Origin of the sequence: Brevibacterium marinum (genome assembly GCF_011927955.1) — a bacterium.
Taxonomy (GTDB): Bacteria; Actinomycetota; Actinomycetes; order Actinomycetales; family Brevibacteriaceae; genus Brevibacterium; species Brevibacterium marinum.
The window spans coordinates 3,945,163-3,967,838 of sequence record NZ_JAATJN010000001.1; the positions used below are offsets into that span (position 1 = coordinate 3,945,163).

Here is a 22,676-nt window from a genome sequence, read left to right on the forward strand (position 1 = left end):
AAGGTGAAGTGTGGTGGAGCCTGTCAGCCCATGCGGCCCAGAAGGTCGGCGGCGACGCTGAGCGCGATCGTCGCCGGCTGCTTCCCGGGCAGGTCCGGCAGGCCGATGGGGCAGTCGATGGTGTCGACGGCCTCGGGCGCGTGGCCCTCGGCGATGAGGTTCTTGCGGAAGCGCTGCCATTTAGCGCTCGAACCGATGAGTCCGATGGATCCCAGGTCGCCGCGGCTCAGCGCCGCACTGCAGAGGTGGAGGTCCTCGGCGTGATCGTGGGTCATGATGAGCACGTGCGTGCCCGCGGGCAACGCGGTCAGTACCTCTTCGCCGACGACGGCGAATTCGCGGTGAATCGCGGCCACCGGCGACTCGAGACGGTCGAGCTCCTCGAGCTGCTCGGGCCTCGAGTCGCTGACGTGGACGTCCATGTCGTGGCGCGCGAGAATCCGGGTGAGTTCGAGTCCGATGTTGCCGGCTCCGAAGATCGCCGCCGAGGCGGGCACAGGCAGCGGCTCGAGCAGCACACTGACCTCCCCGCCGCAGCATTGGCGCCCGTACTTCGCCGGCGCCTTGTCGTTGAGCCGCAGCGTGAGCATCTCGGGTTCGGCTCGGGTCTCGCCCGATGGGGTCTCGCCCGATGGGGTCTCGTCCGACTCCGACGCCGGCCCGGACGCAGGAGCCCCGGTCAGCATCTGGCGGGCGCGGGTGACGGCCGTCATCTCCAGATTGCCGCCGCCGATGGTCCCATGCAGGTCATCGGCGGTGACGATGAGCTTCGCTCCGGCCTCACGCGGGGCATGGCCGCGGACCGAGACGAGGGTGACGAGGACCGCCGGCACCCGAGCCCTGCGGAGCTCGGCGGCTGTGTCCATCCAGGTCATGATGGGACACTGATGCCTTCCTGGCCTCCCGGCACGGATTGTGCGTCGGCGTCGCCCGGTGCGTCGGCGTCCCTCTGCGTGCCGGCGTCGCCTGGTGCGTCGGCGTCGCCCGGTGCGGCGGCGTGACCCTGCGTTCCCGCGTCGGCCATGGCAGGCGAGCGCACGGCTTCGATGGCCCAGAACACGGATTCGGGCGTCGCCGGGGAGTCGAGCTCGACCGACGGAGTGACCGACGCCCCGAAGGCTGCCACGGCATCCCGCAGGGCCTCACGGACGGAGAACGCGAGCATGAGCGGCGGTTCGCCCACGGCCTTCGAACCGTAGACGGCCCCCTCCTCGTGTGCCTTGTCGAGCAGTGAGACGTTGAAGACCTCGGGCGCCTCGGAGAAGCTGGGGATCTTGTACGTGCTCGCCGCCTGGGTGGCCAGGCGCCCCCGGCTGTCGCGGTCGCTGTCGTCCCAGCGCAGGTCCTCCAGTGTCAGCCAGCCTGCGCCCTGGACGAAGCCGCCCTCGATCTGTCCGAGGTCGATGAGCGGCGAGAGCGAATCGCCGACGTCGTGGACGATGTCGACGCGACGCAGCCGGTAGGAGCCGTCGAAGCGGTTGACCTCGACCTCGGACGCGGCCGCGCCGTAGGCGAAGTACTTGAACGGTTCGCCGGTCATGATCGACAGGTCCCAGTGCAGCCCCTCGGTCCGGTAGAACCCGGAGGCCGAGAGCTGGATCCGCTGGAAGTAAGCGGCGTTGATGAGCTCTTCCCAGGTCACGGTCTTCTTCGACGACAGTGCGCTGACGATGCCGTGGCTGACGCTGACTTCGTGGGCGGGTGCCCCGAGGATCCCGGCGGCCACCTGGGTCAGCCGACCCAGGATCTGCTCGCAGGCGTCCTTGACCGCGCCGCCGTTGAGGTCGGTGCCGGAGCTCGCGGCCGTCGCCGAGGTGTTCGGGACCTTGTCCGTGCGCGTGGGCGCGAGCCGCACCGTGGACAGGGGCACGCCGAGGGTGGTGGCCGCGACCTGCAGCATCTTCATGTGCAGGCCCTGCCCCATCTCGGTGCCTCCGTGGGTGACGAGGACGGAGCCGTCCTTGTACACGAGCACGAGCGCCCCGCCCTGGTTGAAGGCGGTGAGGTTGAACGAGATCCCGAACTTCACCGGGGTGAGGGCGAGTCCGCGTTTGACGTTGTCGTTGCGGGCGTTGAACTCAGCGATCTCCGCTTCCCGAGCCTCCACCTCGGCGCTGGAGATCACCTGGTCCCAGGCGGCGACCATCCTCTCCGGGTGGCGCACGGGCTGGTAGTAGGGAGTGTCCTGTCCGGCGGAGTAGAAGTTGCGGCGCCGCAGTTCGCGGGCGCTCAGGCCCAGCTTCGGGGCCACCCTGCCGAGGATGTCCTCCATGACGAGCATGCCCTGGGGCCCGCCGAAGCCGCGGAAGGCGGTCTGCGAGGTCTTGTTGCACTTCGCGATGCGACCGGCCACGCGGATGTTGGGCACCCAGTACGTGTTGTCGATGTGGCACATGGCCCTGGTCAGCACGGGCTCGGACAGGTCGAGGCTCCAGCCGCCGTCGGCGGTCAGCGTGGCGTCGAGGGCGAGGATCTTCCCCTCGGCGGTGAAGCCGATCTTCCAGGACGAATGGAAGCCGTGGCGCTTGCCGGTCATCGTGATGTCGAGCGTGCGGCTCAGGCGCAGGCGCACGGGACGGCCGGTGAGCTTCGCGCCGAGGGCCGCGAGCGCGGCATAGCCATGAGGCTGCATCTCCTTGCCGCCGAAGCCGCCGCCCATGCGCAGGCACTGGACGGTCACCTCGTGGGCGGGGACGCCGAGGACATGGGAGACGATGTCCTGTGTCTCGGTCGGATGCTGCGTGGAGCTGTGGACGAAGATCTGCCCGTTCTCGTCGACCTGGGCCAGGGATGCCTGGGTCTCGAGGTAGAAGTGCTCCTGGCCGGCTAACTCGAACTCGCCTTCGAAGACGTGCGCGGCGTCGGCGAAGGCTCCCGAGGCGTCGCCCTTGTCGATGACGGGTTGGACGCCGTGGAAGCTGTCCGCCTCGATCGCATCCCTCACACTGACGAGCGAGGGCAGCGGTTCGTAGTCGACGATCACTGCCGCCGCGCCGGCCTTGGCGGCCTCGAGGTCGTGGCCGAGGACCCAGGCGATGGGCTGACCGAAGAACATCACCTCGTCGACGGGCAGCATCGGCTCGTCGTGCTTGACGCCCTGGTCGTTGACGCCGGGGATGTCGGCGGCGGTGATCACGCGGACGACGCCGGGCACCTGATGGGCGCCGTCGATGTCGATGCCCGTCAGCTTCGCATGCGCCTGCGTGGACTGGACGGGGTAGGCGTGGAGGAGTCCGGCGAAGCGTCCGGCGAGGTCGTCGGTGTAGAGGGCCTGGCCGGTGACGTGGCCGAAGGCGGATTCGTGGTGGTGGGTCTCGCCGACGATGGGGTCGGCGGGACGCTGTGACAGCTGGCTCATCGTGTTGCCTCCTGTTCCGCGAAGAAGCGTTCCAGTGAGGACCGCAGCATCGCGGTCCGGTACTTCGCACTCGCCCGGTGGTCGTCCATCGGGGTGCCTTCTGCCGCAAGGGTGCCTGCGGCGCCGTGGATGGTCTCGAGCGTCCAGGGCGAGCCTTCGAGCAGGGTCTCGGTGGCCTTCGCCCGCAATGGGGTGGCCGCGACCCCGCCGAGGCCGATCCGGGCCTTGGCCACGATCCCGTCCTCGACTCTCATCGCGTAGCCGATCGCGACCGAGGAGATGTCGTCGAAGCGGCGCTTCGCGATCTTCTGGAACGAGGTCAGCGGCGACAGCGGCAGAGGGATGCGGATGGCCGTGATCAGCTCGCCCGCCTCGCGGACGGTCTGACGATAGCCGAGGAAGTAGTCGGCCAGGTCGACGACCCGTGACCCCTGCGCCGAGGTGAGCACGAGCTGGGCTTCCAGGGCCAGGAGCGCGGGCGGAGTGTCGCCGATGGGTGAGCCCGTGCCGAGGTTGCCGCCGATGGTGGCGCCGTTGCGGATGAGTCGGGACGCGAACTGCGGGATCAGTTTGCCCAGCAGAGGGATCGAACCGGCGAGTTCGCGTTCGAGTTCGCTCAGGGTGAGGCCGGCACCGAGTTCGATGTGCTCGGGGCTGCGTCGGATGCCCCGCAGCTCGGGCAGGCGGTCGATGGCGAGGATCGACTTCGCCCGTACGCCCTTGATGTTGACCTCGACGCCCCAGTCGGTGGAGCCGGCGACGACGAGCACCTCGGGTTCGTCCGCCAGGATGTCGAGCGCCTCGGCGAGGGTGGACGGTCGGCGGAAGCGTCCGGTCTCACCGGTGGCCGTATCGGCCCGGTGGAAATCGGTGCTCGCCGAGGCGGGTGCCGGGTTCTCGCGACGTTCGGCGATCCGGTCGCCGGGCTCGGGCTGGCCGAGTCCGTAGGCGGCGTCGCGGATCGGACGGTAGCCGGTGCAGCGGCAGAGATTGCCGGACAGGGAGTGGATGTCGAAGCCGTTGGGACCGCAGTGGTGGCCCTCGTCCTCCGTGCCGGCGACAGCGTCCTCCGCGTCGGCGACAGCTGCGGCGTCGGCGACGCGTTCGGGCCGGTAGTATTCGGCCGCCATCGAGGCGATGAAGCCGGGAGTGCAGTATCCGCATTGGGAGCCGCCGCGCACGGCCATCTCTTCCTGAACGGGGTGGATGCTCTCGCCCTCGGCGAGGCCTTCGGCTGTGATGACTTCCTGGCCGTCGAGAGCGGCGGCGGGAAGCAGGCACGAGTTGATCGAGGTCCAGCGGGTGGTCTCATCGGCGTCGGGGCGGGCGACCATGATCGCGCAGGCCCCGCATTCGCCTTCGGCGCAGCCTTCCTTGGCTGCGGTGAGGCCGACTCCGCGGAGGAAGTCCAGAGCATTGGTGTGTGGGGGGCCGTCGAATTCGTGAACCGTCGAGTTCACCGAGATCTCGGCGGTGGATCGTTGAGTTGCCGGGGCGGACATTGCACTTACCTCCTGCGCCTCGTCTCTGCGGCGCACAGTGCATGGTTGGAACAGTTGCTTCGTTCTTCGTGACTTCTGGTTATCCATGCGAACAGCAGCGAAGAATGCGATATCGGATCGACGGTATCCCCCGTCGTCCGACGGGGGTCTCAGTCGCCGTGTGCGATCTGACCCTTTCCCCAAGCAAGATGTCCCATCAAATCACTCATCCACCCAACATAGCCGATATCGGGCCGCGAACGAAGTACAGAACGAATCCTGCGGACACGACCCACAGCAGCCAGTGGACGTCACGGCCGCGTCTGCTCATCGCGTGGATGAGGGCCCAGGAGATGAATCCGACGCCGATTCCGTTGGCGATCGAGTAGGTCAGCGGCATCGTGACCATGGTCAGGAACACCGGCAGCGAGGTGCGGAAGTCGCTCATGTCGATCTCGCGGATCTGCGTGACCATCATGGCACCGACGACGACGAGGGCCGCTGCTCCGGCCTCCATCGGGATGACTCCGATGAGCGGGGCGAAGAACATCGACACCAGGAACAGTCCGCCGGTGATGCAGGCGGCGAGTCCGGTGCGTGCACCTTCGGCGATGCCGGCGGCCGCGTCGACGAACACGGTGTTCGACGAGGCGGAGGCCCCGCCTCCGGCGACGGCGCCGATGCCCTCGACGACGAATGCGCCGCGGATGCGGGGGAACATTCCGTCAGAGGTCTGCAGTCCGGCGCTGCGGGCCAGTCCGGTCATCGTGCCCATGGCGTCGAAGAAGTTCGTGAACACCAGGGTGAAGACCAGCATCGTGGCGGCGAGCACGCCGATGCGCTCGAAGGATCCGACGAGGTCGAAGGCCCCGATGAGGGAGAAGTCCGGCAGAGCGAGGATCTGGCTGGGGATCTCGGGGGCGGAGAGGTTCCAGCCCAGTGGGTCCGGATCGACCGGGTCGTCGACGGTTCCCAGATTCGCGAAGGCCTGGATGACCATCGCGACGACAGTGGCCACGATCATGCCGATGAGGATGCCGCCCGGGACCTTGCGTGCGACGAGGATGCCGATGAGGATCAGGGCGAACAGGAACACTGCGGTCGGCAGCGAGCCGATGGACCCGTTCTGCCCCAGTTGGACGGGAGGCCCTTCGGGGGTGCGGGTGACGAAGCCGGAGTTGACGAAGCCGATGAACGCGATGAACAGGCCGATGCCGACCGTGATCGCGACCTTCAGAGCATGCGGCACGGCGTTGAAGATCGCCGTGCGGATGCCGGTGGCCCCGAGCACGACGATGATGATGCCGTTGATCACCACGAGCCCCATGGCCTCGGCCCAGGTGACTTCCTGGACCACCGAGACGGCCAGGAAGCTGTTCATGCCCAGTCCCGCGGCGAGCGCGAAGGGAAGCTTCGCGACGACGCCGAAGAGGATCGTGATGACGCCGGCGACCAGGCCGGTGACCGCTGTCAGTTGGGCGAAGTCGAGCGCCCCGCCCGCGACGTCCTGGGACCCGCCCAGGATGAGCGGGTTGAGGACGACGATGTAGGCCATCGCGACGAAGGCGACGATGCCTCCGCGGATCTCCTGTTTGATCGAGGAACCACGCGATGTGATCTCGAAGAATCGGTCGAGCACACCGGGTCTTCCGCTGCTCTCGGTGGCGGTGTTCGCATCCCGCCTTTGGTCGTTGTCAGCCATTTTCATGGACCACCTCAGGTTGTTCGATTTGATCAGCCGCCGGCATCATCGTCGACGGCCATGCGCCTTGAACATGCGCAGAGGAACAGACGCGGCCCCACGGCGAAAATTTCCTTTCGCATCATGGAAAGACACTTCCGTTCCGACTGACCAGTTAAGTCTGTTTTGCATAATGTGTCAACGATCACAGCCTGAACTCGAGGCTCCGCAGCGCACACGCGGGACCTTTCCGGCCCGGTTCCATCACGACGGGGCGGGATATGAGAAAAGCCTGAGCTGCGACACCGTATCGCTACGGTGTCGCAGCTCAGGCTGCACGCGGTGGCGGTGGGATTCGAACCCACGGTAGGTCTCCCTACACAACATTTCGAGTGTTGCACCTTCGGCCGCTCGGACACGCCACCGCGGACAACATTACAGTCAGGCCCGGGCGGGGCCCAAATCGAGAGATGGTGACCTGAGCCACGTCCTCAGCCGTGGGGATCGGAGCGCTTCGCGGCGAAGAAGTCGCTGAGCAGGCCACTGCACCGACTCGCCGCGACCCCGGAGTAGACCTCGGGATGATGCAGTGCTGCGCGATCGCGCAGCAGGTCCCAGACAGAGCCCGCCGCACCCGCCTTCTCGTCGAAGGCACCGTAGACCAGCCCTGCGATGCGCGACCCGACCAACGCGCCCGCACACATCGGGCACGGTTCGAGGGTGACGACGAGGGTGCAGCCGTCGAGGCGCCAGCTGCCGGCCGCCTCGGCGGCACTGCGCAGCGCCATCAGCTCGGCGTGCCCGAGCGGGTCCTGATCGATCTCCCGACGATTGTGACCGCGACCGATCACCGCACCGTCAGCGTCGACGACGACGGCCCCGACGGGAACGTCGTCATGCTGCTGGGCCAGAGCCGCCTCGGCGAGGGCCAGGTCCATCCAGTCCCGGAAGCGGCCATGGGCACCGAAGCCGAGCTCCGCACCCTCCTCCTGTGAGCTCAGCGGGCGGCCTCGAGCTGATCGCCGAAGCCGACTCTCTCGCCGACATGGGCGACGACACGGGCCGGGTCGGAGCGGTACCGGTCCACCTGCTCGATGAGGTCCGCCGCCGGCAGCCCGCGGTCAGCGTAGATCTCGGCGTCGCCTCCCCATTCCGCGGCGGCCTCGAACTCGAGCATTTCGACCTCGTCCTCATCGCCGTCGTCATCGTCGTCCTCGGCCTCTTCCTCATCGAGGCCGAAATCCTCCTCCGGCTCGGCTTCGTAGGCATCGGGCTGCGCATCGAGATAGTCGGCGAAGATCTCGGCGAAGGGGCTGAGTTCGACGGCGCGCAGGTCGGACAGGAAGACCCTGACCTCATTGTCTTCGCGGACCCGGACGAGGCCGAACCACTCGTCCTCGTGTTCGATGACCGCGATCGCCTCGCCGTCCTCGGACCCGGCGGTCTGCATCATATCGACGAGGCCATCGAGGTCGGCAGCGTCCCGAACGTCGATGTCGAGCGCACGAAAACCATCGCTTGATTCGGCAAGGATCTCAGTGAAGTAGGACATGCTCCCATTGTGACCGCTACGCCGGACATTCACCACAGTTCGACGCGCGAGGGCGAAAACTTCCGTACCATTTCTCCTATGCGCCTACATGTAGCCGACCACCCGCTCATCGCCCACAAACTCAGCGTCCTGCGAGACCAGAGCACCGACTCCGCGAGGTTCCGGCAGCTCACCGAGGAGCTCGTGATGCTGCTGGCCTACGAGGCCACGCGTTCGGTGGCCGTCGAAGACAAGGAGATCTCGACTCCGGTCACGACGTTCACCGGCACTCGTCTGGCCGCGCCGCGCCCGGTCGTCGTCCCGATCCTCCGCGCCGGCCTGGGCATGCTCGACGGGATGCTGCGCATCCTCCCGACCGCCGAGGTGGGCTTCCTCGGCATGGTCCGCAATGAAGAGACGTTCGAGCCCAGTGCCTACGCCGATCGCCTGCCCGACGACCTCAGCGGACGCCAGATCTTCGTCGTCGACCCGATGTTGGCCACCGGCGGAACCCTGGCCATGGCCGTCGACTTCCTCCTCGCCCGGGGCGCTCGTGACGTCACCGCCGTCTGCCTCGTCAGCGCCCCGGAGGGCGTCGAGCGCATCGAGAAGGACTACGCGGAGTCCGCGAATGTCGAGATCTATACGGCCGCGCTCGACGAGAAGCTCAACGACAAGGGCTACATCGTCCCGGGACTCGGCGACGCGGGCGACAGGATGTACGGAATCGTCGACTGATCCGTCATATTTCGTCACACTCGTCTCATTTTCAGCTTTTCCTTTGCCAGGCGCGACTTTTGTGACAAATAATGAAGCCATGACCTCTACGAAGCACCAGACGCGAATGCGCCCCGCAGGCATGTGCATGCCCTGCGTTCGTTGTCGGTGACCGTCCCTCCGCTGTCCGACCTCGAACGAGAACACGCCCACTCCGCAGCGGACTCATTCAGTCACATCGGCCCTTCGGGTCGCAGCAAAGGACAGTCATGTCGAATCCAGAACCAGAGTACGCACACCCACGCAGCGCAGCTGCCATCCGTCGCGCAGGAGCCCGGTTGAGTGCAGTAGATCCGCAGAACCCGCCCCACACCTACGGCCCTGCCGGCGTCGTGCCCTCGCCGAAGGCCGCACGGGGCATCATCGTCTACATCGGCCTCGACGAGTCGAAGGCCGCCGCGGACGGCACCAACCTGTCCGCGATCGCCGGCGAGCTCCAGGCCTACGCACAGGAGCTGGCGTCCCAAGCGGAGACACAGGCAGTCATCGCACTGGCCCCGGAGGGACGCGGCAGCGACATCGACGCCGTTCGCGCCGTGTCCAACGGCTCCCCCGCCGCGACGGGCACTCCGGCCGGCACCCACGGCCCGGTCCGCTCCCGCATCCCCAATCGCATCCACCCGCCCGCTCTGCGCGCCGATTCCGAGCACGGCACCGGCGAGGCCGCGCCCACCGGAGGCTTCGGCTCCCGATTCGACGGAAACTTCCGCACCCAGGCCACAGAGCGCCTGCGCATCGACATCCCTCGCCGTGAGGTCCGCATCGACGGCGACCTCGTCGACGTCACCACCAAGGAATTCGACCTCCTGGCGACCCTCGTCTCCCACGCGGATTCGACCCTGCCGCGCGAGGACCTCATCAGCGCCGTCTGGTCGGGCGGTGAAGTCCCTGACGAGAGGACCGTCGACGTACACATTCGGCGCCTGCGCCGGCGCTTGGGCGAATACTCCTCAGTGATTCGCACGATGCGGGGAACGGGCTACCGCTACGACACGCACCCCGATGTCACCGTGTGGTCGGCCACCGCTCACCGGTGACGACCGCAGATTGAAGGCGCCTGCGGCGGTGCGTCCGACTGAGGTGCGTCCGCTCGCGGAGGCAAGTGAGACACGTCGCAGGGTGTACCCAGCATGAGGACAGACTCCGGGGCTAAGATGCTTAATCGATGAACCAGGAACCTCCTCGACCCAGAAGAGCGCACAACCCCGCTCGGGGGATCACTGCGCTGATTTTCGGCCTGCTCTACGCGGCTTTCCTCCTGCTCCACAGCCTTCTGCCCACCAGATTGGGCATCGCACTGCTCATCGAGACCATCCTGCCGTGGACCGGAGTCTTCCTGGCCCTCGTGCTGCTGATGTTCCTCATCCGGTTCTCGCTTCTGTCAGCGATCGGCATTCTGGTCCCGACCGTGGTCTGGGCGGCGATGTTCGGGCCCACCCTGATCCCCTCACAGGGCGAGGGCACACCGGACCTCACGGTCGCCACCCACAACGTGGGTGCCCGGATGCCGCAGCCGACAGCGGCCGCGAAGAGCCTCGTATCCGCCGATCCGGACATCGTCACGATCCAGGAGCTGGAGTCTCTGTCGGGCAAAATCATCCATAAGGAACTCGACTCCTCGTTCAGGCACTCGCAGGTCGTCGACACGATCGGCGTGTGGTCGAAATGGCCGATGTCCGAGCCCGAAGAGATCAACCTCGGTCTGCAATGGCCGCGGGCATTCGCGACGACGGTCTCGACCGACCACGGCGACATCAGGTTCTACTCCGTGCACATGCCCTCCGTGCGTCCCGGCCATGAGGCCATGCGCAATGCCGCGATCCGCAGATTGGCCACGGAGGTCGAAACGGATGCCGGCGACCATGTCATCGTCGCCGGTGACTTCAACACCGCGACCACCGACAGCAACTTCTCCACCCTGGCACCTCCGCTCGAGGACTCACGCCTCGAGGCGCGGGGCGGATTCGGCTTCACCTGGCCGGCGAAGTTCCCCGTCACTCGGCTCGACCACGTCCTCTACCGCGGCTTCGAAGCCACCTCCGACGAGGTGCTCGACCGTGGCTCCAGTGACCACCGGGCCGTCCTCGCCGGGCTCGACCTCACATAGCAGTCGCCAGGGCGTGCGACCTCAGTTCGTGCACTGGCCCGTCCGCTGTGGGGTGCGGTTCTCGGCTCCGGCCTGCAGTTCGTCACCGATCTCGGCTCGGGTGAGGGCGTAGCCAGTCTCTTCATCGGTCGCAGAACGGGCGAAGACCATGCCCACCACGTCACCGTTCGCGTCGAGCAGCGGACCGCCGGAGTTGCCTTCTCGGACGATGCCGCGCAGCGCGTAGACCTCACGCACCACAGAGCTCGAATCGTAGATGTCGAGGCCGCGCGCATCGATCTTCTCACGCACCCGCGAGGGTGAGATCGTGTACGGACCGTTCTGAGGGAATCCGGCGACCACGGAGTCGTCTCCCGAGCCGAGCGGATCACCGAAGTCGAGTGCGGGAGCCTGGAGTTCGGGAACCCGCAGGACGGCGACGTCGGCCGCGGAATCGAATTCGACCACCTCGGCGGGGTAGGGCCTGCCCTTGCCTCCCACCTGGACGGCGAGCTGCGAGGAGCCGGCGACGACGTGGGCATTGGTGGCGACGAGACCGTCGCTGTAGACGAAGCCGGACCCTTCGGATCCCGTCGGGCAGGTCGTCGCGGTCGTCGTGATCTTGACGACGGATTCCTCGACGCTGCGACCGACGCCGACCATGTCCGAGTCGGGCTCGCCCACCCCGCGGATCTGCTCCGTCTGTCCGGAGAACACCTGCGGGAACCCTGTGGCCTTGAGGCCCTTCGAGATGTCGCCCAAAGCTGTCTGCGAGGAGTACGGGATCGTCCGGTCGAAGGCGGCGATGACCGAGGAGTCGGCGACCCAACGGTTCGGTTCGACCCATGGTGTGGTGCGGATGAAGCCCGCCGCCAGCCAGATGACGAGGACATAGACGACACCGGCGGTGACCGTGCCGCCGATCGAGTCGATGCCCTGCCCCAGCTCCGAATCCATGGATCGTTTGATCCACGCGCCGATCCCGTTGCCGGCGAAGGCGAACAGGACGCTGAGGACGAGCGGCATCGCTGCCAGGAGCGTGACGACGCCCGGATTCTCCATGACCTGGGTGCCCTCGCTCAGCCCCTCGACCACAGGTGAGAGCAGGCGGCCGACGACCCAGCCGACCACGAAGCCGGCGGCGGTGCCGAGGCCGATGATGAACCCCTGACGGAATCCTGAGAACAGCGCAGCGATCCCCAGGACGATGATGACGACGTCGACGAGCATCATGGGAGTCAGCGGACCGCTCTGCCCGACGCCGCGAGCAGGCGATCTCGAGCGGCTGAGAACTGCTTCAGCTGGAAGCTCTCGACCGCACGTTCCTGCTGTCCGCCGAGTCCGGCCAGGAGACGCATGCGGGTGGTCGCGAGTTCGCCGGACTTGCGGATCATGGTGCGCATCTCCTCCTTGCCTCCGGGAAAGGAATCGGCCCAGCGCTTGCCGAACTTGCGTCCCTTCCAGGTGCCGAGCATGTCGACCTCGGCGTGGGAGAGCCACCCGGTGTTGGCGTAGTCGCCGAGCATGTTGAGCGTGTGGAGACGTTCGCTGCGGCGCAGGTTGATCCCGAGGACGACCCAGCAGGTGGTGAGGATGAAGCTGAGGACGATGAGACCGATGGTCTGCGGCAGGGCTCCGAACTCGCTGAGTCCTTTCATGCTTCCGTTCCAGATGGCATGCAGGAGCATCCCGACCACAAGGCCGGGCAGCCACATGAGCAGGGTCGCCCACCAGGACCATTTGCGGGAGGCGAGGCCGATCGTCAATCCCGCGCAGGTGCAGAACGCCGTATGCAGCAGCGGGGAGCACAGGCAGCGCAGAATGAAAGACTGCAGCAGTCCCCAGCCCTCACCTTGCTCCCAGGCACTGCCGAGGTAGAGCACGTTCTCCGTGAACGCGAAGCCGGCACCGATGAGTGAGCCGTAGACGAGCCCGTCGAGGGGCCCTTCGAAGTGACGACGGGCCGCGAGGACGATGACGACGAGCAGCGCAGTCTTCGTGGTCTCTTCGACGACCGGAGCTTGGATGACGGCGCCGACGGCGCTCGGCATGGCACCGACACCGGCGAAGTAGAGGGCAATCTGGCTGGCGAGAGAGACGAAGAGAGTGAGGATGACAGCGGCGACCCCGCCCCAGAGGAGGCAGAGGCCGAGGATGAGCTTCGGCTGCGGCCTCCATCTGTCGAGCCACAGCACATACGCGACGATCCCGACAAGCGGGATCGCAGCCAGCGCTACCAGGGCGAAGAGTCGGAGTCCGAAGCTGAGACCGCCGAAGAGCGCCAGAAGCAGCAGCCCACATGTCAGGACGGCCACCGCGAGGATGGCGAAGATCAGACGCATCGTGTTGGCGGTCGATTCCGGCGACTCCTCGGTCTGAGACTGCCGGACGGCCCCGGTCCAAGGGGTCTCGGAGACCCTCTGCTGCGGTGCCTGCATGTGCGCGCGAACCCGCATCTCCTGAGTCACAGTCGGCGCGAACCGCGGCTGTGCGTAGACGCGCTGCGGCATCGGCGGCTGGTTCTGCATAGGTGCTTGCCCCTGCATCGGCGGCTGATTCATCGGACCGCCGAGGTGGGGGTTGCCCGGGCCCTGTGGCTGTGGATTCATCCCCGGCTGGGGAATCCGATGCTGTGGCTGCCGGGGGCCGGGTCCGGGCTGCTGCTGCTGCGGCGGACGGGGACGAAACCGCTCGTGGTTCGGACGCTGCTGCGGTGGCAGCACCTGCTGCGGTGGCGGCGGGCCCTGTGGCGGCACCTGGCCCCGCTGCGGTGGCGGCACCTGGCCCTGCGGCGGGACGACCTGATTGGCCTGCGCGTTCGGGTTCCGAGGGTCGACGACCCGAGGCGGTTGCGCACGAGGAGGCAGAGGATTGCCCGGGCGTACGTTCTGCTGCGAGTCGGGGCCGTTTCCGGTGCCCGAGTGTTCCGACATCTATCGTCCCTTTTCAAATGGAGTTCACCGCCAAGCCAAGTTTACGGTCCAATGCTGACGTCTGGTCCAGAATGGTGTGGCCGGACAGCAACAGTTCCTGACATTCTGCGAACCACTTCGGCTCTCTGCCATGTGGACGACTCGCCGTCTTCAGCACCACCTCGGCGAGAAGATTCGACAGTGAGATCGCAGGTTCGCCGACGGACCGCAACTCCACCCCTTCTGACCTCGGACGATGCTCGGTGACCAGCGGAGGAGGCCGTCCACAGTCCTGGTGGACCGGCCAGTGACTCATGCTCGTTTTCCTGTGGACGATGCCGGGCGAATTCACAGGCAGATTTTCTGCCCTGGTCAGAATCGACGGATACGTCGTCGAATCAGGATATGAATACTCGCAGACTCTTCACACTCCGCTCAGCTCTTCTCCTTCTCGTCCTGGCCCTGGCATCTCTCATCGGTCTGGGGCCCGCCATGGCCCAGGGCCCTCCCGCGCAGCTCGGCGAGGTGCCGATGCTCAAGGCCAGCGACTCCTACGGGCCGGGCATCTGGCACCACGCTCCGCAGGGCAAGACCTGGTACGGGTCCTACAGGACGTTCGAGGGCGCGCAGGCCTACTGCATCGACGCCGGAAAGCAATCCCCTCTGCCCAAGTACTTCAAGGGCGCAGAAGCCGAGACGATCACAACCGCTCAGACCGCATGGGCGCTGCACGAATACTCGGCGTCCGACTCGGCGGACGTGCAGGCGGCACTGAGCGCTGTGGCACGCCTGGACGAAGCGATCCCGCATGATCACAAGGTTCCGGCGCAGAAGCCCGGCGAGCTGGGAGAGAAGTTCACGGACGCTGCGAAGCAGTTCTCGACGATCACAGCGAAGGCGAAGAAGTTCGCGGGTCCTTATACCCTTGACGTCTCCCTGACCCCGGTCCTGGACATGCCGGTGCTCGAGCCGTACGGGAAGCAGACGCCCGATGAGGGAGCCGGCGACGATACGCGACTCCAACTACCCACCACGAACAAGGTCACGCTGTCGGTGTCCCTGATCAGCGCCTCCGGTGCCGAGGTTCCGGGCATCTCGATCACCCTCGACATCGCGGGGGTCGAGGACGCACCGACGTCCGTGACGAGCGAGGCGAAGCCCGTGGACACCACCCTCGAACTCGGGGCTCCCGGCACGGTCACGGCCAAGGCCTCGGCGAGCGTCGCTCCCGAGTCGGTTCTGCTCTACGAACCGCAGTCGACCAAGCGCGTGCAGCGGGTCATCACCCCGGACGAGCCCGTCACGGTATCCGCTCGGGCGAAGGTCGACATGACCTCGCAGCCGCGTGTGAGCACGGAGATTTCCGATCAGAGTCCCCGGCCCGGCGATTCCATCACCGATGAGTTCACCGTCGCCGGCTTGGTCGGCGACCACACCGTGACCGTCGAACACGAGCTGTGGCAGACGCAGTCTGCACCAGAGCCGGGTAAGAAGAACGACGACGCCGAGGTGATCGCTCGGGTGACATCCAAGAACATCGGAAACGGCACGCATCGCTCCGACCCGATCACCGTTCCCGAGGGCTTCCACGGCTGGATGTACTTCACCGAGACCATCGCCGGTGACAGATCCACGAAGGAGTGGAAAGGAGTCCATGGACAGCCCCGGGAGACAGGTTTCTCCCCCTGGACGCCGACTGCCGAAACCGAAGCGGTCCTCGAGCTCGACAAGGTCCACGACGAAGTCACGGTGAGCGGACTGCGGCCCGGCGGCGAGGCCGTGATCACGATGACCGCCTACCACTCGGATACCGAGCCGAAGCGATCGAAGGAGGCCGATGGGAAGGATCTCCACTCCCAGGACATCACCGTGGTCGGGGATCAGGAGGGCACAGCGACCGTGAGTTCGGAGGCCATCGACATGCCCGTCGGATGGGTGACTTATGTGACCACGATCCAAGAGAACGAAGAGCATCAAGCATGGACCAGCGACTGGGGCGTCCCCGCCGAAACCGTGCACAGGCCGCCCGAAGACACTCCGACTGCACCGCCCGAAGAGCCCTCCACTCCCCCAGCGCCACCGGAGCCGACCCCGCCCGAGGAGCCGTCGACGCCACCGGAAGCACCGACCCCGCCCGCACCTCCGGCCGAGCCGGTGGCCGAACAGCCGCCGGCCGAACCGGTGACAGACGAATCACCGCCGGCTCAGCTCCCGCGCACGGGGACCACGGGCAACGGGATGCTCATCGGCGCCGGGATCCTCCTCATCGGCCTCGGCACCACAATCCTGCTGATCGCCGCCAGTCGTCGAAACAAGGACTGAGAGGACCGGCGACCGAGGGAGATCAGCCGGCGAACCGGGGATGCCGGGGCACCGGAAGCCCTAGTCCCGGACCCAGGTCTCCGCCCAGGTGCGAGCGCCGTTCATCATCAGTCCGACGTCGGCGCCGACGAGCACGAAGGAGGCACCGGCTGCGAGGTATTTTCGCGCCTGCTCGGGGTCGAAGGCGTTGACTCCGACAGGTTTGCCGGCCGCCTTGACCGCGTCGAAGGTCCTCTGAACCGCATCGGTGACCTCGGGGTGGGTCTGCTGACCGAGCAGCCCCATCGAGGCCGCGAGGTCCGAGGGTCCCACGAACACCGCATCGATGCCCTCGACCGCTGCGATCTCGGCCGCGTGGTCCACGGCCGTCGCGGATTCGATCTGCACGCTCAGGGACACGAGGTCCTCGGCCCGAGACAGGTAGCTATCCACCGCGTTCCAGCGGGAGGCCCGCGCCAGCGCCGATCCCACCCCACGCACACCGCGCGGTGGGTAACGCACGGAACGCACTGCCGCCTCGGCGTCGGCAGGGGTATCGACCATCGGCACGAGCAGATTCTGCGCACCGAGGTCGAGGTACTGCTTGATGAGCACCTGCTCATTGGCCGGCACCCGCACGACGGGCGTCGCGGGGTAGCCGTTCATGGCCTGGAGCAGGCTGGTCGTGATCTGCAGGTCGATGGGCGAATGCTCGGCGTCGATGAGCACCCACTGCATCCCCGAGGCTGCAGCGATCTCCGCGGCCACGGGTGAGCCCGAGCAGACCCACATTCCGGCGAGGTAGTCGCCTTCGCCCAACTCACTGACCCGCTGGGTGAAGGTCTGCGGCAGGTCTAGGTGAAACGGCATGTGATGACTCCCAGGTCTCCGTAGTCGGCATGGACGGTGTCGCCCGGGCTCACCCACATGGGGCGGGTGAAGGACCCGGCCAGGACGGTTTCGCCGGCCTGGAGGACGTCGCCGTGTTCGGCCAGCTTGTTCGCCAGCCACACGATGCCGCGGGCCGGATGGTCGAGGACTGCGGCGGCGAGGCCGGAGTCCTCCACGGACTCGTTGCGGTAGAGCAGAGCACCGACCCGACGCAGATCGACGGCGTCGACGGCCACCGGGCTGCCGCCGAGGACCATGGCCCCCAGCGCGGCATTGTCGGAGATCGTATCGACGATGGTCCGGCCCTCCATCTCGATCCGCGAGGACAGCACCTCGAGCGCGGGCACCACGTATTCGGTGGCGCGCAGCACGTCGATGAGGTTGATGTCTGGCCCGCGCAGTTCGTCCCTGAGGACGAAGGCGAGCTCGACCTCGACGCGCACGCCGGAGTATCGGGAGTGGTCGATGACCGCCCCGGTGTCATAGACCTGGTCGGCGAAGATCGCTCCGTAGTCGGGTTCCGTGATTCCCGTGGCCTGCTGCATCGGCTTCGAGGTCAGCCCGATCTTGTGGCCGATCAGCCTCCGCCCCGAAGCCTCGCCGCGGCGACGCCATTCGTTCTGCACGGCGTAGGAGTCCTCGACGCTCATGTCGGGGTATGCGGCAGTGAGCAGGCCGATCTTCGAACGGTTCTTCTCTGCCTGTGCGAGATCGTCGGCGATCGCCGCGATCGTTGTCTCATCGAGCATGTGTGCGTCTCCTCAGAGCTGGTGGCCCAGCTTGAACTCGTCTTCTCCGTCGTTCGCGCCGGAGTGCTCCCCGAAGCTGCTGTCGGCGTTCTCACGTCTGGTGTAGGAGAATCCGTCGGCACCGATCGTGACGTCCATTTCGGAATCGTCGGTGCGCTGCGACAACGGCACCGGATTTCCGTCGAGGTCGAGGACCGTGGAGGCGTCAGTGTACCAGGACGGAACGACGGGGTTGCCCCACCAGTCGCGGCGCTGGTTGTCGTGGACGTCCCAGGTCACGCGCGGGTTGTCGGGGTCGCCCGTGTAGTAGTCCTGGGTGTAGATCTCGATGCGGTGGCCGTCGGGGTCACGCAGGTAGAGGTAGAAGGCGTTCGAGACTCCGTGCCGCCCCGGCCCGCGTTCGATGGCGTCGGACAGACGCAGTGCACCGAGCTTGTCGCAGATGGCCAGGATGTTGTGCTTTTCGTGGGTGGCGAAGGCGACGTGGTGCATGCGCGGCCCGTCGCCGCCGGTCATCGCGGTGTCGTGCACGGTCGGTTTGCGGCGCATCCAGGCCGCGTAGACAGTACCTTCGTCGTCCTGGATGTCCTCGGTGACGCGGAAGCCCAGCTTCTCCATGTAGTCGACGGCCTTCGGCACGTCCGGGGTGACCTGGTTGAAGTGGTCGATGCGCACGAGTGCGCCGGGCGCGTACAGGTCGTAGCGCCAGGCCAGACGCTCGACGTGGTCGACGTCGTAGAAGAACTCGTAGGGGAAGCCCAAAGGGTCCTGGACGCGCACCGAATCACCGATGCCGGTGACGAATCCGTCCTTCTTCCGCACGACCGGGCAGCCGAGCTCACGGTAGTACGCCTCGGCGGCGTCGACGTCTTCGGGGGTGCGCACGCGGTAGGAGAACGCGGCAGCCGCGGCCACGGGGCCCTGGCGGAGGATGAGGTTGTGGTGGATGAACTCCTCCATCGACCGCAGGTAGACGGTTGTCTCGTCCTCCTCGGTGACCTGGAGGTCGAGGACATCGACGTAGAAGTCGCGGGACTTCTTGAGATCGGTGACGACGAGTTCCATATAGGCGCACCGGAGCACGTCCGGCGCCGGAACGGTCGGAGTCGGTATCAGATCAGTCATGGTGGAAACCTTTCACTGCTTCCCGAAGACGGGGTTGTGGACCTCGCCGAGGTTGATGTGCACGGACTGCTGTTCCGTGTAGAAATCGATCGAACGGTATCCGCCCTCGTGCCCGAGGCCCGAGGCCTTGACACCGCCGAAGGGGGTGCGCAGGTCGCGGACGTTGTTCGAGTTCAGCCACACCATTCCGGATTCGACGGCCTGCGAGAAGTTGTGGGCGCGCTTGAGGTCGGAGGTCCAGATGTAAGCGGCCAGACCATACTGCGTGTCGTTGGCCAGCGCCAGTGCCTCTTCGTCGGACTTGAAGGGAGTGATCGCGACGACTGGGCCGAAGATCTCCTCCTGGAAGATCCGTGCGTCGGGGGCGACGTCGGCGAAGACCGTCGGTTCGACGAAGTTGCCGGTCTCGAAACCTTCGGGACGGCCGCCGCCGGCGACGAGGCGGGCTTCCTGCTTGCCGATCTCGACGTAGGACATGACCTTGTCGTAATGCTCGGGGTGGACCAGTGCGGCCACCTCGGTGTCCGGATCCGAGGGCAGACCCACCTTCACCCGCTTGGCCTGAGCGGCGTAGCGCTCGACGAACTCGTCGTAGATCGACTCCTCGACGAGGATGCGCGAGCCGGCCGTGCAGCGTTCGCCGTTGAGGGAGAAGACGCCGAAGACGGTGGAGTTGATCGCCGTGTCGAGGTCCGCATCGGCGAAGACGACGGCCGGGGACTTTCCGCCCAGCTCCATCGACAGGCCCTTGAGCCAGGGCGCGGCGTTGGCGAAGATCGTCTGCCCCGTGCTCGACTCACCGGTGAAGGAGATGAGCGGCACCTCGGGATGCTTGACGAGGGAATCTCCCGCGAAGCCCTCCTCGCCGAAGCCGTTGACCATGTTGAACACGCCAGTCGGCAGTCCGGCCTCTTCGAAGATGCCCGGCCACAACGATGCCGACAGCGGGGTGAATTCGGCTGGTTTGAGCACGACGGAGTTTCCGGTCGCGATCGCCGGGGCCAGCTTCCACGATTCGAGCATGAACGGCGTGTTCCAGGGGGTGATGAGCCCGGCGACGCCGATGGGCTTGCGGTTGACGTAGTTGGCCTGGCGGCCGGGGACCTTGAAGGCATCGTCGACCTGGGCGACGATGAGGTCGGCGAAGAACCGGAAGTTCTCCGCGGCGCGGTTCGCCTGCCCCTTCGCCTGGGTGATCGGCAGACCGGAGTCATGGGACTCCATCTCTGCCAGTTCCTGGCTGCGGGTCTCGGCGATGTCGGCGATCTTGTTGAGGATGCGGGCGCGCTCACGCGGGAGCATCGTTGCCCAGGGGCCGTCGTCGAAGGCCTGCTTCGCCGAGGCGACGGCTGCGTCCACATCGGCCTTCTTGCCCGAGGCGGCCGTGATGTAGGGCTCGTTGGTCACCGGGTTGATGACGTCGAATTCCTCGCCGTCGATAGAATCGACGAACTCGCCGTTGATGTAGTGGCGGATCTTCTCGGGCAGATTCGCTGGAGCTGCAGTGGACTCGGTCATGACTTGTCCTCTTCTCTCTCGATGGTTTCTGTGGTCACGGTGGAATCGGTTTCTGTGGTCACGGTGGTCTTGGATTGGGCTTCCCGGTAGCTGGCCAGGGTTGCCGATCGGTGGCTGCGCACCACCCGTTCGACCTCCTCCGCCGAGGCTGCCGCCCGGATGAGTGCGACGATCCTGGCATGTTCGTCGACCGATCCCCGTGCCCGCTCGGGCACGAAGGAGAAGGTCGAGTTCCGCAGGTGGGCCAGGCGGTCCCATTCGACGGCGACGAGGCTGTGCAGACGCTCGTTCGGGCAGCGTCGGAACAGTGCCGCATGGAATTCGTGGTTGAGGCGAGTGAACTCGGTGGCGTCGAAGTCGTCCAACAGTGCACGCATGCGCTCATTGATCGCATCCGCCTCGGCGAGGTCGTCTTCGCCCAAGAATTCGAGGGCCTGCGCGGTCGCGGCCCCCTCGAGGATCGCCACGGCCTCCATCGACTGGGCGTAGGAGCTCTGGTCGACCATGGCCACACGGGCGCCGACATTGCGTTCGAAGGTGACGAGCCCGTCGGCTTCGAGGCGGCGGATGGCCTCCCTGACCGGGACGACGGAGGTGTCGAGCTCGAGCGCGATCTGGGCCAGGACCAGTTTGTGTCCGGGCTCGAAGGTCTGGTCCGCGATGCGCTGGCGGATCCAGCGATAGGCCGTCTCCGCCTTGCTCAGAGAGTTCGCCTCCGTCTGCCCGCAGTCGGTGTCAGCGGTCTTCACTGCGAGGCTTTCCACGCTTCGAACTTATCCCGCCACTGACCCTTGGGTGGGAACAGGGACTCGATCGGGTTGCCGGCGGCGACCTGCTCGGCGACCCAACCGTCCTCGATCTCCTTCGCCAGTGCTGCTTCGACGACTTCGGCGACGAGGCCACGTGGGATGACGATGACGCCGTCATCGTCGCCGACGATCACGTCACCGGGCAGGACGGTGGCGTTTCCGCAGGCCACAGCCACGTCGGATTCCCACGGGACGTGCTTGCGGCCGAGTACGGCGGGGTTCCTCCCCGTCGCGAACACGGGGAGGATGCCGGCCACCTCGGCGGAGTCGCGAACTCCCCCGTCGGTGATGACACCGGTTGCGCCCTGGGCCTCGGCCCGCAGGGCGAGCACGTCGCCGAGCGTGCCCGAGCCGGGTTCGCCGCGAGCTTCGATGACGACGACCTCGCCGGACTGCAGGGAGTCGAAGGCCTGCTTCTGCGCGTTGTATCCGCCGCCGTGGGATTTGAACAGGTCCTCGCGGTTGGGCACGAAGCGCAGCGTCTTCGCGGTGCCGACGACCTTGCTGCCGGGCTGCAGCGGGGAGACGCCTTCGATGACGACGTTGTTGAGGCCCCGTGCACGCAGCTGCGCAGAGAGACCGGCAGTCGGGGCCTCGATCAGCTTCGCGCGCAGCTCATCGCTGAGCGGCCCGGCCGTTGCGTCGTCGCCGATCTGATCGTCGGAGCTCTCCGGGGCCAGGCCGGCGGCCTCCCGTGAACCCCAGGCGTCGATCTGCAGGGATTCGTCGACGGCGGGCATGCTGCCCAGGTCCTCGTCGAAGTCGCCCGGGCCTTCGACGACGTTCGTGACGAGGCGTCCCGAGCTGAGCTCGGAACCGGTATTCGCCGAGGAGGTCGTGACCTCGACCTCGACACTGTCGCCGGGAGCGACGACGCTCGACCCCGCTGGGGTGCCGGTGAGGATGACGTCGCCGGATTCCAGCGTCATGTGCTGGCTGAGATCGGCGATGATCCGGGTCAGGGGGAAGATCAGCTGCGCGGCACTCGTGCCGTCGTCCTGCCTGACCTGGCCGTTGACCCAGGTGCGGATGCGCAGGGACTGCGGGTCCGCCTCGGCGGCGGGGATGATGTTCGGTCCCAGCGGAGTGTATCCGTCGCGGCTCTTGGACCGCAGATTCGAGCCCTTGTCGGGCGCCTTGATGTCGTAGAGGCCGAAGTCATTGGACGCGGTCACTCCCTCGACGTAGGTCCAGGCGTCCTTGGCGCTCACTCGATGGGCGGCGGTGCCGATGACGATCGCGATCTCGCCTTCGAAGGCGAGCAGCGAGGTCCCCGCCGGACGCTCGATCGCCTCACCCGATGCGGCCAGTGAGCTTGTGGCCTTGAGGAAATAGGACGGCTGGGAGGGTCGTTTGCCTCGTTGGGCCGAGCGCGACTCGTAGGCCACGTGGACGGCAATGACTTTTCCCGGTCGGACTGGGACACCAGCTGGAGTCGGCATCGATCTCGCACCTCA

18 protein-coding genes and 1 tRNA gene are annotated in these 22,676 nt (G+C 66.6%); 4 read left to right on the plus strand and 15 right to left on the minus strand.

All coding sequences use genetic code 11. From position 1 onward, the window contains the following. Positions 1–23: 23 nt before the first annotated feature. From xdhC to BKA07_RS17775, 7 genes are all read right to left on the minus strand, one after another. Positions 24–875 carry a xanthine dehydrogenase accessory protein XdhC gene (gene xdhC / locus BKA07_RS17745; RefSeq protein WP_167952342.1) on the minus strand — a complete coding sequence of 284 codons (852 nt, stop codon included), beginning with the start codon at positions 873–875 and terminating at the stop codon, positions 24–26. Beyond that, entirely contained in the window at positions 872–3,358 is a 2,487-nt protein-coding gene (xdhB, locus tag BKA07_RS17750; protein ID WP_245162005.1) for a xanthine dehydrogenase molybdopterin binding subunit, read from the minus strand. Before xdhB ends, xdhC begins: the two co-directional genes overlap by 4 nt. Next, on the minus strand, positions 3,355–4,860 hold the full coding sequence (locus BKA07_RS17755; RefSeq protein WP_167952344.1) for a xanthine dehydrogenase small subunit: 1,506 nt from the start codon (positions 4,858–4,860) through the stop codon (positions 3,355–3,357). The genes xdhB and BKA07_RS17755 overlap by 4 nt, the downstream gene beginning before the upstream one ends. Before the next feature lie 205 nt (positions 4,861–5,065). Next, a complete protein-coding gene (locus tag BKA07_RS17760) occupies positions 5,066–6,541 on the minus strand; it encodes an NCS2 family permease (RefSeq protein ID WP_167952346.1) in 1,476 nt (491 codons plus the stop codon). 319 nt (positions 6,542–6,860) lie between these two features. Continuing rightward, a tRNA-Ser gene (locus BKA07_RS17765) sits at positions 6,861–6,945 on the minus strand. A gap of 66 nt (positions 6,946–7,011) precedes the next feature. Continuing rightward, positions 7,012–7,458 carry a nucleoside deaminase gene (locus BKA07_RS17770; RefSeq protein WP_167952348.1) on the minus strand — a complete coding sequence of 149 codons (447 nt, stop codon included), beginning with the start codon at positions 7,456–7,458 and terminating at the stop codon, positions 7,012–7,014. 59 nt (positions 7,459–7,517) lie between these two features. After that, a complete protein-coding gene (locus BKA07_RS17775) occupies positions 7,518–8,072 on the minus strand; it encodes a tRNA adenosine deaminase-associated protein (protein WP_167952350.1) in 555 nt (184 codons plus the stop codon). A gap of 78 nt (positions 8,073–8,150) precedes the next feature. On the opposite strand from BKA07_RS17775, the gene upp reads away from it, so the two are divergent. The 3 genes from upp to BKA07_RS17790 all read left to right on the plus strand — a co-directional run bounded on the left by upp (position 8,151) and on the right by BKA07_RS17790 (position 10,935). After that, complete coding sequence (gene upp / locus BKA07_RS17780; RefSeq protein WP_167952352.1) at positions 8,151–8,789, plus strand: uracil phosphoribosyltransferase; 639 nt, start codon at positions 8,151–8,153, stop codon at positions 8,787–8,789. Between the two features lie 317 nt (positions 8,790–9,106). Continuing rightward, on the plus strand, positions 9,107–9,865 hold the full coding sequence (locus BKA07_RS17785; RefSeq protein WP_245162006.1) for a winged helix-turn-helix transcriptional regulator: 759 nt from the start codon (positions 9,107–9,109) through the stop codon (positions 9,863–9,865). A 128-nt stretch (positions 9,866–9,993) separates the two neighbouring features. Further along, positions 9,994–10,935 carry an endonuclease/exonuclease/phosphatase family protein gene (locus tag BKA07_RS17790; RefSeq protein WP_167952356.1) on the plus strand — a complete coding sequence of 314 codons (942 nt, stop codon included), beginning with the start codon at positions 9,994–9,996 and terminating at the stop codon, positions 10,933–10,935. 21 nt (positions 10,936–10,956) lie between these two features. Here BKA07_RS17790 and BKA07_RS17795 read toward each other — a convergent pair whose 3' ends face one another. Together BKA07_RS17795 and BKA07_RS17800 are read right to left on the minus strand one after the other, a co-directional pair. Continuing rightward, a complete protein-coding gene (locus BKA07_RS17795; RefSeq protein ID WP_167952358.1) occupies positions 10,957–12,147 on the minus strand; it encodes a MarP family serine protease in 1,191 nt (396 codons plus the stop codon). 5 nt (positions 12,148–12,152) lie between these two features. Further along, on the minus strand, positions 12,153–13,847 hold the full coding sequence (locus tag BKA07_RS17800; RefSeq protein ID WP_245162007.1) for a PrsW family intramembrane metalloprotease: 1,695 nt from the start codon (positions 13,845–13,847) through the stop codon (positions 12,153–12,155). Positions 13,848–14,231: 384 nt separating this feature from the next. Between BKA07_RS17800 and BKA07_RS17805 the strand changes: the two genes are divergently transcribed. Next, positions 14,232–16,148 (plus strand): LPXTG cell wall anchor domain-containing protein, encoded by a 1,917-nt coding sequence (locus tag BKA07_RS17805; protein WP_167952360.1) that lies wholly within the window; start codon positions 14,232–14,234, stop codon positions 16,146–16,148. Between the two features lie 60 nt (positions 16,149–16,208). On the opposite strand, the gene BKA07_RS17810 is transcribed toward BKA07_RS17805, so the two are convergent. From BKA07_RS17810 to BKA07_RS17835, 6 genes are read right to left on the minus strand one after another with little or no spacing between them, the layout of a single operon-like run. Further along, positions 16,209–16,997 (minus strand): HpcH/HpaI aldolase family protein, encoded by a 789-nt coding sequence (locus tag BKA07_RS17810; RefSeq protein ID WP_167952362.1) that lies wholly within the window; start codon positions 16,995–16,997, stop codon positions 16,209–16,211. Further along, entirely contained in the window at positions 16,982–17,767 is a 786-nt protein-coding gene (locus BKA07_RS17815; protein ID WP_167952364.1) for a fumarylacetoacetate hydrolase family protein, read from the minus strand. The genes BKA07_RS17810 and BKA07_RS17815 overlap by 16 nt, the downstream gene beginning before the upstream one ends. A 12-nt stretch (positions 17,768–17,779) precedes the next feature. After that, positions 17,780–18,892 carry a 3,4-dihydroxyphenylacetate 2,3-dioxygenase gene (gene hpaD, locus BKA07_RS17820; protein WP_167952366.1) on the minus strand — a complete coding sequence of 371 codons (1,113 nt, stop codon included), beginning with the start codon at positions 18,890–18,892 and terminating at the stop codon, positions 17,780–17,782. 12 nt (positions 18,893–18,904) lie between these two features. After that, positions 18,905–20,410, minus strand: a complete 1,506-nt coding sequence (hpaE, locus tag BKA07_RS17825) for a 5-carboxymethyl-2-hydroxymuconate semialdehyde dehydrogenase (protein WP_167952368.1) — start codon at positions 20,408–20,410, stop codon at positions 18,905–18,907. Beyond that, a complete protein-coding gene (locus tag BKA07_RS17830) occupies positions 20,407–21,174 on the minus strand; it encodes a GntR family transcriptional regulator (RefSeq protein ID WP_342449118.1) in 768 nt (255 codons plus the stop codon). The genes hpaE and BKA07_RS17830 overlap by 4 nt, the downstream gene beginning before the upstream one ends. Further along, positions 21,156–22,661 (minus strand): fumarylacetoacetate hydrolase family protein, encoded by a 1,506-nt coding sequence (locus BKA07_RS17835; RefSeq protein WP_167952370.1) that lies wholly within the window; start codon positions 22,659–22,661, stop codon positions 21,156–21,158. Before BKA07_RS17835 ends, BKA07_RS17830 begins: the two co-directional genes overlap by 19 nt. Positions 22,662–22,676: the final 15 nt, after the last annotated feature.